Origin of the sequence: Pseudomonas sp. S30 (genome assembly GCF_016518545.1) — a bacterium.
Taxonomy (GTDB): domain Bacteria; phylum Pseudomonadota; class Gammaproteobacteria; order Pseudomonadales; family Pseudomonadaceae; genus Aquipseudomonas.
In genome coordinates this window covers 174,100-192,207 of record NZ_JACVTO010000006.1, presented here as the reverse complement: position 1 = coordinate 192,207, position 18,108 = coordinate 174,100, and the positions used below count along the sequence as shown (strand labels likewise).

The following is an 18,108-nucleotide window of genomic DNA, read 5'->3' as shown; positions in this document are numbered from 1 at the left end:
AATTCAAACCTTAAATACGGCCATAGGTGTCATCGAATCGGACGATATCGTCTTCGCCAAGGTAGCTTCCCGATTGCACCTCGATGATTTCCAACGGAATGGTACCGGGGTTGGAAAGCCGATGGACATGACCGACAGGGATATAGGTACTTTGGTTCTCGTTGAGCTGGAACACCTGCTGCTCGCAGGTAACTTCGGCGGTACCGGAGACGACGATCCAATGCTCGGCGCGGTGATAATGCTTCTGAAGGCTCAACGTCGCCTTGGGATTGACCAATATGCGCTTGACCTGGAAACGGGAACCGCTGTCGATGCTGTCGTACCAGCCCCAAGGGCGATGGACACGGCGGTGCAGCTTGGATTCACTACGCGTGTCCCGGCCCAGTGCCTCGACGATGGCCTTCACGCCCTGACAACGGCTTTTATCAGCGACCAGAACGGCGTCTGGCGTTTCGACGATGACCATGTTGTCAAGACCGACAGCAGTCACCAGGCGGTGGGAGGCGTACACCAAGGTATCGGTGCTTGAATCAAGGATCACATCGCCGTGGACGCTGTTGTGTTGAGCATCCTTTTCGCCGGAGCGCCATACGGCATCCCAGGCGCCAAGGTCGGACCAGCCGGCGTCCATGGCCAGCATCTTGAGCTCCAGTCCTGGAACTGGCGACCGCGTGCAGTGCTCGATCACGGCGTAGTCGATGGACTCCGCCGCAATGGCTTGGAAACAGCCGACGTCAGGCCTGACGAAGCCGTTGTCCGCACTACGGGCGGCCCAGGCTCTTTCAGTCGCCTCCAGGATATCGGCTCGGTAGTGTTTCAAGGCACGCAGCCACACCGAAGCGCGCAAGATGAAGATGCCACTGTTCCAGTAGTAGCTACCAGACTCGAGATAGCGCTGAGCTGTTTCCAGATCGGGCTTCTCGACGAAGGAGTCGACATGCTTGACCTCAGCGACATCGGCCGAGTGGATATAGCCATACCCAGTCTCGGGACGGTCAGGCTGGATACCGAGGGTGACAATCGCGCCTAGTGCAGCGACTTCCACGGCCTTTTCCACGACACGTGTGAAGACTGCGACGTCATGGATGGTCTGGTCTGCTGGAATGACCACCAGCACCGGATCGGCATCGGCTGCGAAGCCGTCGCGAGCCTGAAGCGCCGCCAGCGTCAAGGCTGGGGCAGTATTGCGCCCTACCGGCTCGAGAATCAAAGTTCCCTGCTCGACCTTGATCTCGCGCAGTTGGTCCAGACACAGGAACCGATGCTCGTCATTGGCCACGATGCAGGGAGGCAGCAGTTCGCAATCCTTCGGCGCAATTTTCATGAGACGCTCGATGGCCTGCTGGAACAGCGTTTCACGGCCATACAATGCTAGAAACTGCTTCGGATATAGCGTTCTGCTCAACGGCCATAGGCGGGTACCCGACCCACCGGACATGATAACCGGAAGGACCTTCATACCGGCCAGATCCCACGCGTGTCGACGATCTGCAGACCTTCGAGCGACTGCGGCGCAATGGCCTTGAATGGCTTGTGGTCGACCAGCAGCAGCAGAACGTCAGCTTGCTCGATCGCTTCCTCCACGGTGGACAGCACGGCTGTATCCAAGGAGGCGGGCAACATGTGGATGTTCGGCTCGACCACGACGATCTTGCCCGCATGACGCTTGCTGACTTCCTTGGTGATCTCCAGAGCCGGACTCTCCCGAAGATCGTCGATATCGGGCTTGAACGCCAGGCCGAAGCACGCCACCACCACCTCCTGGGCAGTCTTGCCAGGGTGGCTGCTGAGGTGTTCACCAATGGCTGCATGCAGCTTTTCGATCACCCATGCAGGTTTGGCGTCGTTGACCTGGCGGGCGGTGCGGATCAGCTTGGCCTGCTCTGGCGCGGAGTCGACGATGAACCATGGGTCGACTGCAATGCAGTGGCCGCCCACGCCTGGACCAGGCTGAAGGATATTGACCCGCGGGTGTCGATTGGCCAGCCTGATGAGCTCCCAGACATCGACCTTGAGCTCCTCGCAGATGATCGACAACTCGTTGGCAAAGGCGATGTTCACGTCGCGGAAGCTGTTTTCCGTCAACTTGCACATTTCGGCGGTACGTGCATTGGTCAGCACGCACTCGCCCTCCACGAAAGTCTTGTACAGCGCACGGGCTGCCAGCGAACACTTCTCGGTCATGCCGCCGATCACGCGATCGTTCTGTACCAGCTCGCGCAGTACATGGCCAGGCAGGACGCGTTCAGGACAATGCGCTACACGAATGTCGGAAGCCTCGCCCTGGTGCTGAGGAAAGCTCAGATCAGGCCGTGCCTCAGCGAGCCACGCGGCCATCTGCTCGGTCGCACCTACCGGGGACGTGGACTCGAGGATGACCAGATCCCCTTTCTTCAGAACCGGGGCGATGGCCTTGCTCGCCGACTCGATGTAGCTCAGGTCGGGCTTGAATCCTTCCTTGAAAGGCGTGGGCACTGCGATGAGGAAGGCGTCAGCTGGCTGCGCCGTGGTACTGGCATGCAGATAGCCTTCGGTAACCGCAGCGTGAACCACCATATCCAGGTCTGGCTCGACGATGTGAATCTGCCCACGATTGATCGTGTCGACGCAGTGCTGGTTGACATCGACGCCAATCACCTGAATTTTACGCGAAGCGAACACGGCCGCAGTCGGGAGACCGATGTAACCCAGGCCAATGACGGAAACCTTGGAAATACTCATAGCACTACCTTGTTTTGAAATTGGCAAGAACATCAATGATGCGGGCGCAAGCCAGCCCATCCCCGTAAGGATTGTGGGCTACACTCATGGTGCGATAGGCCTCGTCATCCTCGAGCAGTTGCTCAACGTTGTCGATGATGGCCTGCAGGTCAGTACCCACCAGCCGAACCGTACCAGCCTGAACGGCTTCCGGTCGCTCGGTGGTCTCGCGCATGACCAGCACGGGCTTGCCTAGGGACGGCGCCTCCTCCTGCACACCCCCCGAATCGGTCAGGATCAAATGGGATCGATTCATCAAATAGACGAACGGCAGGTAATCCAAAGGCTCGATCAGGTGGATATTGTCCACATCCTTGAGCAGACGGTTGACCGGCTCTCTGACGTTGGGGTTCAAGTGCACCGGGTAGACGATCTCGATATCCGGATGATCCTGAGCCAACTTGACCAGCGCTTGGCAAATTCGCTCGAACCCGTCGCCGAAGCTTTCGCGACGATGGCCCGTGACCAGTAGCAGACGACGTGACGCGTCGAGGAAGGCAAACTGTTCGTCCAGCGACGCCGCAAACTCAGGACGCTGCAATTTACGCACGACCTCGAGCAGCGCGTCGATGACGGTGTTTCCAGTGACATGCACATGCGTGGGAGGCACGCCCTCGGCCAGAAGGTTCTTCTCGGATTGGGCAGTGGGAGCAAAGTGCAAGCGAGCCAGGGCGCCGGTCAGTTTGCGATTGGCCTCTTCCGGCCAGGGCGAATACAGATTGCCGGTGCGTAGCCCAGCCTCCACATGCCCCACAGGAATCTGTTGATAGTACGCGGCAAGAGAGGCCGCGAACGTAGTCGCGGTATCGCCGTGAACCAGGACGATGTCCGGCTTGAACTCACCCAGCACTTCCTTGAGCTTCTGCAGAATGGCGACGGTCACGTCGGTCAGGTCCTGCCCGGGCTTCATGATCTGCAGATCATAGTCAGGTGTGAGTTCGAAGAGGTCCAGAACCTGATCCAGCATCTGGCGGTGCTGGCCAGTCACGCAGATCCGGGCGTCAAAGCGCTCGTCCGCACGCAAGGCCAACGCGAGGGATGCCATCTTGATCGCTTCTGGTCGAGTGCCAAACACGCTTAAAACTCTGAGCGTCATGCAACTACCATTAATTTTAGTGAATTTTTTTGCCGAGATCGATCCTGCAGATCACACCCTAGCAAATCCGTCAAGACCTACTTCAAATCATTTCAGATAATTCAATCCTTCCACCATCACCGCACCGGGTGCGCTTGACGAATTCCGAATTGACTTCCCAAATAAATAGCGTCACAACCGAATCTTGATCGAGGCGCCATAAGCACTGCCGCCGTTAGGCTTGAGAAAACACGTGGAATCATCTCAGCACATTCAGCTGCTGAATTTCCGGCGCTCGACACGGCTTAGACTGTCTCGCACAGGCATCTAGTTAGACGCGACACAAAGGCTCCAATCATAATCTCTTTAGCCGTCTCGCACCATAGAGGTTTTGAATACCAATTTGCCACTGCCCCGCCATCATACGAGCAGCACACATGCCTTCTACCTGGGCGCAGTGATGCGTCGGGTCCACGGGCTCGAACGATCTCAGCGATCGCGCCCTCCTGTCCGGAGCACTGGACCCTGTAAGCTGCGCACCAGGCGATGTCTGCTCAAAAAAATCGACATAAGCTACGACGATAGGCCCACCCGAGAGACACTGAAACGCATTCGTAAACACAACAAAAGATGGTGGTCGTCCCTGTATGGCTTGTCGGCACCCTTTTTCAGCCGCAACCCCAAATCTTGACGAAAGTGGACATCTATTTCTTTTGACAGCGCAACGCCATGAACCGCATAAAGCGCTTGACCCCGCTCAATCCAGGCGTTGTCTGAAAAGTCTTGAGACGAAGGTCAGGCAAGGCGAAAACAGCCGAGGAAGCGGAGTTTACGGGTTGTAAATGAGCATTCCGACCGGGCTGGAGCTCCAGGCTGGTTTCAACGCAGCATCACCAAGTATCAAGGGTTTTCAGACAGATCCCAGTCAAAACCTCAGACGCGTCCAGGCATAGGGCAGTAGCGCAGGACATCTGCCTTCGCCAACAAAACATGCCCAATGTATCATTACGAGTCTAGTAAGGGGGCATAGGGAAGCTTGATCAGGAAAGAAACCGCGCCAAGCGCTGATCAGAATTCATATAGTGCAACGCAGCGTTCGGAAGCACCTAACAATAATCACTTACCACGAAGCAATCCTCCACCCGGCCGGATAATACTCGCAATTTCCCTGATCTAAATCCCGAGCACTTGAGGGATGAGGCCCGAAGACGGAAGAAGGCCTCAGAAGCTGGGCTGGGAACCCAACCTTCCAAGACCTATAGAAAGTGGGCAGGAATTCAACTAACTTTGCGAGTGCGCCGCGCACCCACCCAGAACTGTCGCACAAATGCCACCACCAATCCCAATGCAAGCCCGCCAAACACCGCAATACCCACGATTAGAGCTTTCCGTGGCTTTACCGGCTTGTCGGGCTGGAAAACAGCACCATCTTGCTGATACATAGCCACCAATGAAGGATCAATCTTCAAATTACGAAGAAAAGTCAGCCGCTCTTGACGCTCGCGCAGACCAGCGATATAGGGGTCGTTGGAAGATCGAGAATTCAAATTGGAAATTTCCGCTTCGAGCGCTTTACTACCACGCATGTACGTAAGCGCCCCACCCATACCCGCAGAAACTTCACCTGACAGTGTATTGGATATGATAGGTGGCTTTTCCAAACCGATTGACTTGGCGATCACCAGCGCCTCTTCAAGTTGAGCAATCTGGTCAGTGCGCTGAGTATCTGCAGTAGCACGCGACGCTCTAATCTGTTGCTCCAAATTATCCGCCATGATGGAAATATCGCTGCGTGTACCACCCAGAAGCTCGCCTTTCGCTTGCTTCGCGGCCATTTCTGCGTAACTCGACACCCAAAGTGCCGCAACCCTTGGATCTTCGACGTTCGAAGTGATCAGATAACGGTCGGCACCATCCTTAACAACTTGCTCAACAGACAACATACCGTTGAATTTGGCGTAGAGAACATCGCGCGAATCTTTTCGCTCATCTTCTTTCAACCACGGCAAAAAAGTAGTGCGAAAAAATTTATCGCGGACCGACTCAGACTGCAAAGCCTTGACATAGATGCCATAGACGTCATTCGCGGTAAGCGGTGCCAGACCCGTACCTTCGCCCCGACCGAAATTGAGCTGTGAAATTTCATCTTGAGTAGGCGGCCGGATGTATACCTTAGACTGGTAGACAGGAGTCGCCAGCAGAACGTAAAGCATGGCAACACCGATGATCGGTACTGCTACCAGGACAACCCAAAGCTTCTGCTGCCAGATGCCTTGAAGAAGCTCTATCAAATCGATTTCACCACCACCGTTCAGGTGCTCGCGTTCATTGCGCATTTAGCATTTTTTCCTTAGAGGCGCCTGACTGACTCACAACAGAGACACGCCAGACATAGAAGCGGGGCATCAGCCCCATCAGCACCAACCACAGTTAGCAGACAGCCCCGCACCGCATTAATCGGGAGTAGATCCAGTCACACCCCATAAGTTCCTCACCAGATCCCTCGATTACCTCGATAGGCACGTAAATCATCAGTCCTCATGCAACCATCGACCAGTAAAGCACTGGAACCTTGCGACGGAGCCCTACAGGCGCTTTGGCTGGCTCCGAAGCCGACAAGCACCCATCCGAGACCGGAGAAACAAAATGACAGTCGCGATCACGCGCAAAAAAACTATACAACTCAGGCCTAGCCGTCACAGGTAGCTCACCTTCCTGAAGCTCGAGAATTGCGCCCAGCCCCAAACGCGCGGACCAAGTGAAAAAAAGTCCCAAGCAGGAGGCCTGCAATCAATGCTCCTAGCACTATCACCGCTATCGGCATTGGGGGTAAGGACCAACCCACAAGCCCAACAACCACGGACTGCTGATTCTCCAGCACAAAGAGGAGAGCCACAAGCATTATGAGAAGCACCATCATGATAGTGACAATTTTCTGGAAAGCTCGCATTAGCCATTCCTCGCATCAAAGATCAGAATGCTCGTCCTCGTTAACTCGATCCCTTAGCTCCTTTCCAGGCTTGAAATGTGGCACGAATTTGCCCTCAAGCTCCACAGACTGGCCGGTTTTCGGGTTACGACCTACCCGAGGGGCGCGATAATGAAGAGAAAAGCTTCCGAAGCCACGGATCTCGATCCGGTCGCCGGTTGCCAGGCACTGGGACATCTGTTCAAGCATGGTCTTGATGGCCAGCTCCACATCCTTCGAAGAAAGCAGCCCCTGGTGTGTGACAATCCGTTCGATCAGCTCCGACTTCGTCATGATTTTCCCTTCGTTATCAAGCAGCTAGATCAATGCTTGATCAGGTTTTAACATGGTCGAGGCCATTTGAACAGAGCCTGCGCGAGTGATCAGCGAATTCTCGACAAAGGATCCTGGTGGATCCGCCTCTGGCGCCACCCACACACATGGCCCCACACCACCAACCTATCCCTATGACACCCTAATCTAGCCACAGATTTGCACCAAAGACTTGTAGGATTTGTCATAATCGCACCTCAGATGACTCTGACACCAGAACACCAACAACCGCTTGATGCCTGACCCCTTGCTCTTTTGTAGTGACCACAAGGATCGTTTATGCAAAAACTGTCTGTTTCGATCATGCTCGCGGTCGGACTGGCCGCCCCCCTAGCAGTCGCCGACCCGGCCAATGAATCCCACTCATGGGAAAACGAGCCCACGGCTTTCCTAGGCGTACCTTTTCATGGAAATTTCCTGAAAAATGTCCCCGAATGCCCGGAGAAACCCGAGCGGCCTACCACAATTTGCCGTTCCGCAACTTCCGACCCCACCAAGTATGAAATCCGAGGCCTTCCCTATATTCCCATTAGTTCCGGATACCAACTGTTCGCCACTACCCAGGGCGATGCGATCACTCAGATGATGCTTACCGGCAATGCCAGCAGCCTCGAGTTAGTTGACGATTTCCTCACCGACACCTTAGGCCAACCGAATTCAAGCGTGAGCCGAAGGATCCAATTGACGTCTGGCGCTTCTTATGAAATCAGAGCCAGTTCGTGGGAAGGAAAAAAGATAACTGTACATTTCCAACGCAATGAAAAAGATTTGAGCCGATATGCAGTCATCTTCACCCCGACTCCGACTCCGAACCCGAAGACCCCAGGATAAGGGGTAATATTGGCTCTGCAGGCAGTAGGGAAAAATAGTCGGGGTAAGCTAGAACTCTACCGATTCACGGATAGTAGCCTTAAGCGCCAAGTGAGACGAACAAAAAAAGGGCGACCCGAGGGTCGCCCTTTTTCTTGCCACTCAAACAGAACTCAGTTCTGCTTGGCCATCGCTTCGCGCAGCAGCGCAGCCATGGTGGTGTCGGCAGCAGCTTCCGGAGCGGTGTTTTTCAGGCTCTGGATCGCTTCGCGCTCGTCAGCATCGTCCTTCGACTTGATGGACAGGCTGATGACGCGGGACTTGCGGTCGACGCTGATGATCTTCGCTTCGATCTCTTCGCCTTCCTTCAGGACGTTGCGCGCGTCTTCAACGCGGTCACGGCTGATTTCGGAAGCTTTCAGAGTCGCTTCGATGTCATCGGCCAGGGTGATGATAGCGCCCTTGGCGTCAACTTCCTTCACGGTACCCTTGACGATTGCACCTTTGTCGTTGACAGCAACGAAGTTGGAGAACGGATCGTCTTCCAGCTGCTTGATGCCCAGCGAGATGCGCTCGCGCTCTGGATCGACCGACAGGATGACGGTTTCCAGCTCGTCGCCCTTCTTGAAACGACGTACGGCTTCTTCGCCGGTTTCGTTCCAGGAGATGTCGGACAAGTGAACCAGACCGTCGATGCCGCCGTCCAGACCGATGAAGATACCGAAGTCGGTGATCGACTTGATGGTACCGGTGATCTTGTCACCCTTGTTGAACTGGCCGGAGAAGTCTTCCCATGGGTTGGACTTGCACTGCTTGATACCCAGGGAAATACGACGACGCTCTTCGTCGATGTCCAGAACCATGACTTCCACTTCGTCGCCAACCTGAACGACTTTCGACGGGTGGATGTTCTTGTTGGTCCAGTCCATTTCGGAAACGTGTACCAGGCCTTCGACACCCTCTTCCAGCTCGGCGAAGCAGCCGTAGTCGGTCAGGTTGGTGACGCGAGCGGTGACACGAGTGCCCTCAGGGTAGCGCGAGGTGATGGCAACCCACGGATCTTCGCCCATCTGCTTCAGACCCAGCGAAACGCGGTTGCGCTCACGGTCGAACTTCAGAACGCGGACGTCGACTTCGTCACCCACGTTGACGATTTCCGACGGATGCTTGATGCGCTTCCAGGCCATGTCGGTGATGTGCAGCAGGCCGTCGATACCGCCCAGGTCCACGAAGGCGCCGTAGTCGGTGAGGTTCTTGACGATACCCTTGACCTGCTGACCTTCCTGCAGGGTTTCCAGCAGGGCTTCGCGCTCGGCGCTGTTCTCGGCTTCCAGCACGCTGCGACGGGAAACGACAACGTTGTTGCGCTTCTGGTCCAGCTTGATGACCTTGAATTCCAGCTCTTTGCCTTCCAGGTGGGTGGTGTCGCGCACAGGGCGGACATCGACCAGGGAGCCCGGCAGGAACGCACGGATGCCGTTAACGTCGACCGTGAAGCCGCCCTTAACCTTACCGTTGATAACGCCCTTGACCACTTCTTCGGCAGCGAAAGCGGCTTCCAGAACAATCCAGCACTCGGCGCGCTTGGCTTTTTCACGGGACAGCTTGGTTTCGCCAAAGCCGTCTTCGACCGCGTCCAGCGCAACGTGCACTTCGTCACCGACCTTGATGGTCAGCTCGCCAGCTTCGTTGTAGAACTGCTCGAGCGGGATGACGCCCTCGGATTTCAGACCGGCGTGTACGGTAACCCAGTCGCCGTCGATGTCGACGACGATACCGGTGATGATGGCACCCGGCTGAAGATTGAGGGTTTTCAGGCTTTCTTCAAAGAGTTCTGCAAAGCTTTCGCTCATTTTAATTCCTGTAGATTCGGGCGAAACAGACGCCCATCGCCACACTCCAGACAATGTGGGTTTCGTTTAAGTAAAGGAAAGCAGGCAGGACGATGACTGGTGCCCCTGCCCGCTTTCCTGACGATCAGAGCAGATCGCGCAGGGCGAGCTCGCTTCTGATCCGTTGCAGCACCTGCTCGATGGACAATTCGGTGGAATCCAGCTGGATCGCATCGGCCGCCGGCTTGAGCGGGGCCACTGCGCGCTGGGTGTCGCGCTCATCGCGCGCACGAATCTCATCTAGCAGACTTGACAGACTAACATCTTCACCCTTGCCCTTCAACTGCAGGTAACGGCGTCGAGCACGCTCTTCGGCGCTGGCAGTCAGGAAAACCTTCAATGGCGCGTCCGGAAACACCACGGTGCCCATGTCGCGCCCGTCGGCGATCAGCCCCGGCGCTTCGCGAAATGCCCGCTGGCGCTGCAGCAGTGCCTCGCGCACGGCCGGCAAGGACGCGACCATCGACGCACCCGCCCCCACGGTTTCAGTGCGAATGACATGACTGACGTCCTCGCCCTCGAGAATGATCTGCTGAAGCTTGCCAGGCTCGGCAGCGATGAACTGCACATCCAGGTGAGCCGCCAGGGCCTTGAGCAACTCCTCGTTGGTCAGGTCGACACCGTGGTTGGTGGCATTGAACGCCAGCAGACGATAAAGCGCGCCGGAGTCCAGCAGGCGCCAGCCCAGCTCGCGGGCCATGAGCCCCGCCACCGTGCCTTTGCCCGAACCGCTAGGCCCGTCGATGGTGATGACCGGCGCCAGCGAATTCACGACTTGTCCTCTTGCGCCACACGAATCCCCACTTCGGCACACAAGGCGAGGAAGTTCGGGAAGGAGGTGGCGACGTTGGCGCAATCGTGGATGCGGATCGGCGCACTGGCACGCAGCGACGCGACGCTGAAGGCCATGGCTATGCGGTGGTCGCCGTGGCCATGGACCTCACCGCCGCCGATCGGACCGCCGTCGATGATGATGCCATCGGCCGTCGGCTCGCAGCGCACACCCAGGCTGAGCAGGCCATCGGCCATGACCTGAATCCGGTCGGATTCCTTGACGCGCAACTCTTCGGCGCCTCGCAGCACGGTCCGACCCTCTGCACAGGCGGCCGCGACGAACAGCACCGGAAACTCGTCGATGGCCAGCGGCACCAACGCTTCGGGAATCTCGATGCCCTTGAGCTTCGCCCCGCGCACGCGCAGGTCGGCCACCGGCTCGCCGCCGACCTCGCGCTGGTTTTCCAGGGTGATGTCACCGCCCATCAGGCGCAGGATATCGATGACACCCGTGCGGGTCGGGTTGATGCCGACATGTTCGAGCACCAGCTCCGAGCCTTCGGCAATGGAGGCGGCGACCAGGAAGAACGCCGACGACGAGATGTCGCCCGGCACCTCGATATGCGTGGCGGTGAGCGTGCCACCGGCCTGCAGCGACGCCTTGGGCCCCTCGCTGCGCACGGCATAGCCGAAGCCGCGCAGCATGCGCTCGGTATGATCGCGGGTCGGTGCCGGCTCGGTCACCGTGGTGGTGCCCTCGGCGTACAAGCCGGCCAGCAGCAGGCAGGATTTGACCTGGGCACTGGCCATCGGCAGCGTGTAGTCCAGCGCCTTGAGCGACTGGCCGCCGCGGATGGTCAGCGGCGGACGCCCTTCAGGGCCGGTCTCGACCACTGCACCCATTTCGCGCAGCGGGTTGGCGACGCGGTTCATCGGGCGCTTGGACAAGGACGCATCGCCAGTCATGGTCACATCGAATGGCTGCCCGGCCAGCAACCCGGACAGCAGGCGCATGGACGTACCCGAGTTACCCAGGTAGATGGGGCCGGGCGGCGGTTTGAGGCCATGCAGGCCGACGCCATGGATGGTGACCCTGCCGTGGTGCGGGCCTTCGATCACGACGCCCATGTCACGGAAGGCCTGCAAGGTCGCCAGGGCATCCTCGCCTTCGAGGAAGCCTTCCACTTCAGTGGTGCCCTCGGCCAGGGAGCCCAGCATGATCGAGCGATGGGAGATGGATTTGTCGCCCGGTACGCGAATCCGTCCGGACAGGCGGCCACCAGGTTGGGCCAGGAAAATCAGGTCGTTGGCGTTCATAGCGTCCACATAGGCCCGGCGGGCCAGGATTTTACTGAAATGCTCGCGGGCAACCCGAGCGCGGGTGAACACACCCAGCAGCTGGTGCCCGTCCCCAGCATCGACCGCATCGCGCAAGGCGTCGAGGTCGCTGCGAAATGTATCCAGCGTGCGCAGCACAGCGTCGCGATTGGCGAGGAAGATATCGTGCCACATGATCGGATCGCTGCCGGCGATACGGGTGAAGTCGCGAAAGCCCCCGGCAGCGTACCGGAAGATATCGAGGTTTTCATTGCGTTTGGCCAGCGAATCGACCAAACCGAATGCCAGCAGGTGAGGCAGGTGGCTGGTGGCGGCCAGGACTTCATCGTGACGCTCGACCGGCATGTGCTCGACGTCGGCGTCCAGCGCGCGCCACAGGCGATCGACCAGCGCCAGCGCGCTCGCCTCGGTCTCTGCCAGCGGCGTGAGAATGACTTTGTGCCGACGGAACAGCGTGGCGTTGGAGGCCTCGACGCCGCTCTGCTCGGAGCCGGCGATCGGGTGGCCGGGAACGAAGCGCGACAGCTGGGTGCCCAGCACCGCACGCGCCGCGCGCACCACGTTGCCTTTGGCACTGCCGACATCGGTGATGACTGCACCCTCGAGATCCAGCTCGGCCAGGTAGGCCAGCAGTTTCTCCATGGCCAGGATGGGCACGGCCAACTGGATGACGTCGGCCCCGATGCACGCGCGGGCGAGGTCTTGCTCGCAGCGATCGACTACGCCCAGGGCCACGGCCTGCTTGCGCGAGGCAGGATCCAGATCGACACCGACCACTTCGCGACACAGGCCGCTTTCACGCAGGCCCTTGGCGAACGAGCCGCCGATCAGGCCCAGGCCCACGACGACCAGACGGTCGATGACAGGCGAGGGTTGGTTTGTTGCTGCATTGACCACTGCTACGAGCCCTGTTCAGAAATCCAGACGGCCGGCGCGCCACAGGGCTGCTCGGCAGCACTGCGCGGCACCTGGCCGTTGCTACGCAGGCCGATGCGCTTGCAGGGCCTGCACATTGTCTGCGCCCGGAGCGCCGTATCGCCACGCACCACCCGGCATTGTCGAAGGTCGACGCTCAAAGCACCGCCTTCGGATAGGAGCCCAGCACCTTCAGCGCCACGGCCTCCTGGCTGATCTGCTCGAGCACCGCCTTGATCAGAGGGTCACGGTGATGACCGACGAAGTCGATGAAGAATACGTACGTCCACTTGCCACTGCGCGAAGGCCTTGTCTCGATGCGGGTCAGGTCGATGCCGTTGTCGTGGAACGGCACCAGCAGTTCGTGCAACGCACCGGGCTTGTTGCTCATCGACACGATGATCGAGGTCTTGTCGTCGCCAGTGGGTGGCACTTCCTGGCTTCCGATCATCAGAAAACGCGTGGAATTGTCCGGGCGATCCTCGATCTTTTCCGCCAGGCGGGTCAGGCCGTAGAGGTTGGCCGCCATGTCACCGGCGATGGCGGCCGAGTTCCACTCGCCCTTGACCCGCTTGGCCGCCTCGGCGTTGCTGGACACGGCGACGCGCTCGACGTTGGGATAGTGCGCGTCCAGCCATTTGCGGCACTGGGCCAGTGACTGGGCGTGGGAATAGATGCGCGTGATGCTGCCGGTCTTGGTGTTCTCACCCACCAGCAGGTGGTGATGGATGCGCAGCTCGACTTCGCCGCAGATCACCATGTCGTGCTCTAGGAAGCTGTCCAGCGTGTGGCTGACGGCACCCTCGGTGGAGTTCTCGACCGGAACCACGCCGAAGTTGACCGCACCGGCCGCCACCTCGCGGAACACCTCGTCGATGGCGGCCATGGGCCGACTGACCACCGCATGACCGAAGTGCTTCATCGCCGCCGCCTGGGTGAACGTACCTTCAGGACCCAGGTAGGCCACTTTCAGCGGTTCCTCGAGGGCCAGGCAGGAGGACATGATCTCGCGGAACAAGCGGGCCATTTCCTCGTTGCTCAACGGCCCCTGGTTGCGCTCCATGACACGCTTGAGCACGGCCGCCTCGCGCTCCGGGCGATAGAAGACCGGCGACTCGCCCTGGGCGAGCGATGCCGTCTTGACCTTCGCCACTTCCTGGGCGCAGCGGGCGCGTTCGCTGATCAGTTCGAGGATCTTCTCGTCGAGGCTGTCGATGCGCACGCGCAACGCCTTGAGTTCCTGCTCGGCCATCAGGCGTGCTCCTTCTCGAATTCGGCCATGTACTGCACCAGCGCCTCGACGGCCTCCAGCCCCAGGGCGTTGTAGATGGAAGCGCGCATGCCACCCACCGAACGATGCCCCTTGAGGTTGAGCAGGCCACGGGCGTCGGCGCCGGCCAGGAAAGCCTTGTCCAGCCGCTCGTCGGCCAGGCGGAAAGGCACGTTCATCCAGGAGCGGGCATTGACGCTGATCGGATTGGTGTAGAACGCGCTGGCGTCGATGAACCCGTACAGACGGTCTTTCTTGGCGCGGTTGCGCTGTTCCATGGCAGCCACGCCACCCTGCTCCTTGAGCCACTCGAAGACCAGCCCCGAGAGGTACCAGGAATAGGTGGCCGGGGTGTTGTACATCGAACCGTTGTCGGCCGAAACCTTGTAGTCGAGCATCGTCGGGCAACTGCTGCGGGCATGACCCAGCAGGTCCTCACGCACGATCACCACCACCAGGCCGCTCGGGCCGATGTTCTTCTGCGCGCCAGCGTAGATCAGGCCGTACTGCGAAACGTCGATGGGACGCGAGAGGATATCGGAAGACATGTCGACGACCAATGGCACGTCGCCAGTCTCGGGCACCCAGTCGAACTGCAGGCCACCGATGGTTTCGTTGGACGCGTAGTGGACATAGGCGGCATTGGCGGTCAGTTGCCACTCGTTCTGCCCAGGAATGGCCATGTAGTCATAGGCCTTGGCGCTGGCGGCCACGTTGACGTGACCGAAGCGGCGCGCCTCGTCGATGGCTTTCTTCGACCAGATGCCGGTCTCGATGTAGTCGGCAGTGCCGCTCTCGGGCAGCAGGTTCAGCGGGATTTCAGCGAACTGCTGACTCGCGCCACCCTGCAGGAACAGCACCTTGTAGTTGGAGGGGATGGACAGCAGGTCGCGCAGGTCCTGCTCGGCCTTCTCGGCGATCGCGACGTAGTCGTCGCTGCGGTGACTCATCTCCATCACCGACAAGCCCTTGCCATGCCAGTCCAGCATCTCGGCCTGGGCACGCTGCAGCACGGCATCGGGAAGCGCGGCAGGGCCTGCGCAGAAGTTGAAGGCTCGTTTGCTCACATCCACTCTCGCTCTGACAAATAGAACACAGTCGTTTCATGCAGGCACCCCGGCCTGTGCGCGGCCGGAATCGTCTGCTGCAATCAGTCGAACGGGGCGACCTTGGTCGCCCCGTTCGGGTCTTGCGCTCATTTACTCCTGCGGCACCTCGTCGGCGTCCGCGACGTCATCGTCCGGCGCCTGGGCATCGACCTCGGCGCCCTCCTCCAGCTCGACCAGTTCGTCGAGCTCTTCTTCGGAAGGCTCCTGGATACGCTCCAGGCCGACCAGCGTCTCGTCGCTGGCCAGCTTGATCAGCGTGACGCCCTGGGTGTTTCGGCTCAGGCTCGAGACCTCGCCGACCCGGGTGCGCACCAAGGTGCCTTGGTCGGAAATGAGCATGATCTCTTCGCCTTCGTGGACCTGGATGGCGCCGATCAACAGGCCGTTACGCCCCTTGGTACCCATGGCGATGACGCCCTGCCCGCCGCGACCGCGACGGGGGAACTTGCACAGCGGCGTGCGCTTGCCGTAGCCGCGCTCGGACGCGGTGAGGATCTGCGCGCCGGATTCGGGGATCAGCATGGAAATCACTTCCTGCCCCTTGCCCAGGCGCATGCCACGCACGCCGCGGGCGGTACGGCCCATCTGGCGAACCACGCTCTCGGCGAAGCGGATCACCTTGCCGGCGCTGGAGAACATCATCACTTCCTTGGCACCGTCGGTGATCGCCGCGGCGATCAGGGTGTCGCCTTCCTTGAGCTTGACGGCGATCAGGCCATTGGAACGTGGACGGGCGAACTGCACCAGCGGGGTCTTCTTCACGGTGCCCAAGGCGGTCGCCATGAAGATATAGGCGCCAGTGGGCTCGGCGACCAGCTCGGGCGTATCGCCCTCTTCCTCGTCGATGTCGTCCGGCTCGATCACTTCACCTTCGAGCACCGCGTCCTCGGCCTCGTCCAGCTCTTCGTCGAGCTCATCGCTCTGCTGCAAGGCCTCGAGGTCGATCTGCAGCATGGCGGTGATGCGCTCGCCGTCTTCGAGCGGCAGCAGGTTGACCATCGGACGGCCACGGGCCGCGCGGGACGCCTCGGGAATGTCGTAGGTCTTGAGCCAGTACACCTTGCCCTTGCTGGAGAACAGCAGCAGGGTGGCGTGGCTGTTGGCGACCAGCAGGTGCTCGATGTAGTCCTCGTCCTTGACGCCAGTGGCCGACTTGCCCTTGCCGCCACGGCGCTGGGCCTGGTAGGCGGACAAGGGCTGGGTCTTGGCGTAGCCACCGTGGGAGATGGTCACCACGCGCTCTTCTTCCGGGATCATGTCGCCGTAGTTGAGGTCGTGGCGGGCATCGAGAATTTCGGTGCGGCGCACGTCGCCGTATTCGGCGCGGATCGCTTCGAGCTCCTCGCGAATCACCTCCATCAGGCGCTGGGCGCTGTTGAGGATGCGGATCAGTTCGCCGATCTGCTCGAGGATTTCCTGGTACTCGGCCAGCAGCTTCTCGTGCTCCAGGCCGGTCAGGCGATGCAGGCGCAGTTCGAGAATGGCCTGGGCCTGTTCGGGCGACAGCCAGTACTTGCCATCGCGCAGGCCGTACTGCTCCGGCAGGTCCTCGGGACGGCAGGACTCTGCACCGGCCCGCTCGACCATGACCTGCACGGCGCTGGATTCCCACGGCGTGGTGATCAGCGCCTCCTTGGCCTCGGAAGGCGTCGGCGAGGCCTTGATCAGGGCGATGACCGGATCGATGTTGGACAGCGCCACCGCCTGGCCTTCAAGGATGTGCCCGCGCTCGCGCGCCTTGCGCAGCTCGAAGACGGTCCGGCGGGTCACCACCTCACGGCGGTGGCGGACGAAGGCTTCGAGCAGGTCCTTGAGGTTGAGCAGACGCGGACGCCCGTCGATCAGGGCCACGATGTTGATGCCGAACACGCTCTGCAGCTGGGTCTGCTGGTAGAGGTTGTTGAGCACCACCTCGGGCACCTCGCCGCGGCGCAGCTCGATGACGATGCGCATGCCGTCCTTGTCGGACTCGTCGCGCAGCTCGGTGATACCCTCGAGCTTCTTCTCCTTGACCAACTCGGCGATCTTCTCGATCAGGCGTGCCTTGTTCAGCTGGTAGGGCAGCTCGGTGATGACGATCTGCTGGCGGCCACCGACCTTGTCGATGTCTTCGATCTGCGAGCGGGCACGCATGTAGATGCGGCCACGGCCGGTGCGATAGGCCTCGATGATGCCCTGCCGGCCGTTGATGAGACCTGCGGTGGGGAAGTCCGGGCCCGGGATGAACTGCATCAGTTCGTCGACCGTGACCTCCGGGTTGTCGATCAGCGCCAGGCAGCCGTCGATCACCTCGCCCAGATTGTGCGGCGGGATGTTGGTGGCCATGCCCACGGCGATGCCGCTGGAACCGTTGACCAGCAGGTTGGGGATCTTGGTGGGCATGACCGCCGGGATCTGCTCGGTGCCGTCGTAGTTCGGCACCCAGTCCACGGTTTCCTTGTGCAGATCGGCCAGCAGCTCGTGGGCCAGCTTGGTCATGCGCACTTCGGTGTAACGCATGGCCGCGGCGTTGTCGCCATCCACCGAGCCGAAGTTGCCCTGACCGTCGACCAGCAGGTAGCGCAGCGAGAACGGCTGCGCCATGCGCACGATGGTGTCGTATACGGCGGTGTCGCCGTGGGGGTGGTACTTACCGATCACGTCACCGACCACACGGGCGGACTTCTTGTACGGCTTGTTCCAGTCGTTGCCCAGCTCGCTCATCGCGAACAGCACGCGGCGATGCACGGGCTTCAAGCCGTCACGCGCATCGGGCAGCGCCCGCCCGACGATCACGCTCATCGCGTAGTCGAGGTAGGACTGTCTCAGTTCGTCTTCGATATTGACCGGTAGGATTTCTTTGGCCAGTTCGCCCATGAGAAGCC

General features: G+C 59.9%; 13 protein-coding genes. 1 reads left to right on the top strand and 12 read right to left on the bottom strand.

Features of this window, described 5'->3' with window-relative positions; translation table 11 throughout:
• Positions 1–10: 10 nt before the first annotated feature.
• The 6 genes from IAE34_RS09410 to ihfB all read right to left on the bottom strand — a co-directional run bounded on the left by IAE34_RS09410 (position 11) and on the right by ihfB (position 7,097).
• Complete coding sequence (locus IAE34_RS09410; protein WP_200138632.1) at positions 11–1,459, bottom strand: mannose-1-phosphate guanylyltransferase/mannose-6-phosphate isomerase; 1,449 nt, start codon at positions 1,457–1,459, stop codon at positions 11–13.
• Entirely contained in the window at positions 1,456–2,721 is a 1,266-nt protein-coding gene (gene wecC, locus IAE34_RS09405; RefSeq protein ID WP_200138732.1) for a UDP-N-acetyl-D-mannosamine dehydrogenase, read from the bottom strand. Before wecC ends, IAE34_RS09410 begins: the two co-directional genes overlap by 4 nt.
• A 4-nt stretch (positions 2,722–2,725) precedes the next feature.
• The gene (gene wecB, locus IAE34_RS09400) at positions 2,726–3,856 is read right to left on the bottom strand and encodes a non-hydrolyzing UDP-N-acetylglucosamine 2-epimerase (protein ID WP_200138631.1); all 1,131 of its coding nucleotides are present in this window, start codon (positions 3,854–3,856) and stop codon (positions 2,726–2,728) included.
• Between the two features lie 1,256 nt (positions 3,857–5,112).
• Positions 5,113–6,171 carry an LPS O-antigen chain length determinant protein WzzB gene (locus IAE34_RS09395; protein WP_200138625.1) on the bottom strand — a complete coding sequence of 353 codons (1,059 nt, stop codon included), beginning with the start codon at positions 6,169–6,171 and terminating at the stop codon, positions 5,113–5,115.
• Positions 6,172–6,542: 371 nt separating this feature from the next.
• Positions 6,543–6,737 carry a lipopolysaccharide assembly protein LapA domain-containing protein gene (locus IAE34_RS24740; RefSeq protein ID WP_442793195.1) on the bottom strand — a complete coding sequence of 65 codons (195 nt, stop codon included), beginning with the start codon at positions 6,735–6,737 and terminating at the stop codon, positions 6,543–6,545.
• 63 nt (positions 6,738–6,800) lie between these two features.
• Complete coding sequence (ihfB, locus tag IAE34_RS09385) at positions 6,801–7,097, bottom strand: integration host factor subunit beta (RefSeq protein WP_200138621.1); 297 nt, start codon at positions 7,095–7,097, stop codon at positions 6,801–6,803.
• Between the two features lie 318 nt (positions 7,098–7,415).
• Between ihfB and IAE34_RS09380 the strand changes: the two genes are divergently transcribed.
• Positions 7,416–7,967 (top strand): hypothetical protein, encoded by a 552-nt coding sequence (locus tag IAE34_RS09380; RefSeq protein WP_200138620.1) that lies wholly within the window; start codon positions 7,416–7,418, stop codon positions 7,965–7,967.
• 152 nt (positions 7,968–8,119) lie between these two features.
• On the opposite strand, the gene rpsA is transcribed toward IAE34_RS09380, so the two are convergent.
• The 6 genes from rpsA to gyrA form a co-directional block, all read right to left on the bottom strand.
• Entirely contained in the window at positions 8,120–9,799 is a 1,680-nt protein-coding gene (gene rpsA, locus IAE34_RS09375) for a 30S ribosomal protein S1 (protein WP_200138619.1), read from the bottom strand.
• A 124-nt stretch (positions 9,800–9,923) separates the two neighbouring features.
• Positions 9,924–10,610, bottom strand: a complete 687-nt coding sequence (cmk, locus tag IAE34_RS09370) for a (d)CMP kinase (RefSeq protein ID WP_200138617.1) — start codon at positions 10,608–10,610, stop codon at positions 9,924–9,926.
• On the bottom strand, positions 10,607–12,847 hold the full coding sequence (locus IAE34_RS09365; protein WP_200138616.1) for a bifunctional prephenate dehydrogenase/3-phosphoshikimate 1-carboxyvinyltransferase: 2,241 nt from the start codon (positions 12,845–12,847) through the stop codon (positions 10,607–10,609). The genes cmk and IAE34_RS09365 overlap by 4 nt, the downstream gene beginning before the upstream one ends.
• A gap of 175 nt (positions 12,848–13,022) precedes the next feature.
• Positions 13,023–14,117 (bottom strand): prephenate dehydratase, encoded by a 1,095-nt coding sequence (pheA, locus tag IAE34_RS09360; RefSeq protein ID WP_200138614.1) that lies wholly within the window; start codon positions 14,115–14,117, stop codon positions 13,023–13,025.
• Positions 14,117–15,202, bottom strand: a complete 1,086-nt coding sequence (gene serC / locus IAE34_RS09355) for a 3-phosphoserine/phosphohydroxythreonine transaminase (RefSeq protein WP_200138612.1) — start codon at positions 15,200–15,202, stop codon at positions 14,117–14,119. Before serC ends, pheA begins: the two co-directional genes overlap by 1 nt.
• A 132-nt stretch (positions 15,203–15,334) precedes the next feature.
• Positions 15,335–18,100 (bottom strand): DNA gyrase subunit A, encoded by a 2,766-nt coding sequence (gyrA, locus tag IAE34_RS09350; RefSeq protein ID WP_200138610.1) that lies wholly within the window; start codon positions 18,098–18,100, stop codon positions 15,335–15,337.
• Between the last annotated feature and the right edge of the window lie 8 nt (positions 18,101–18,108).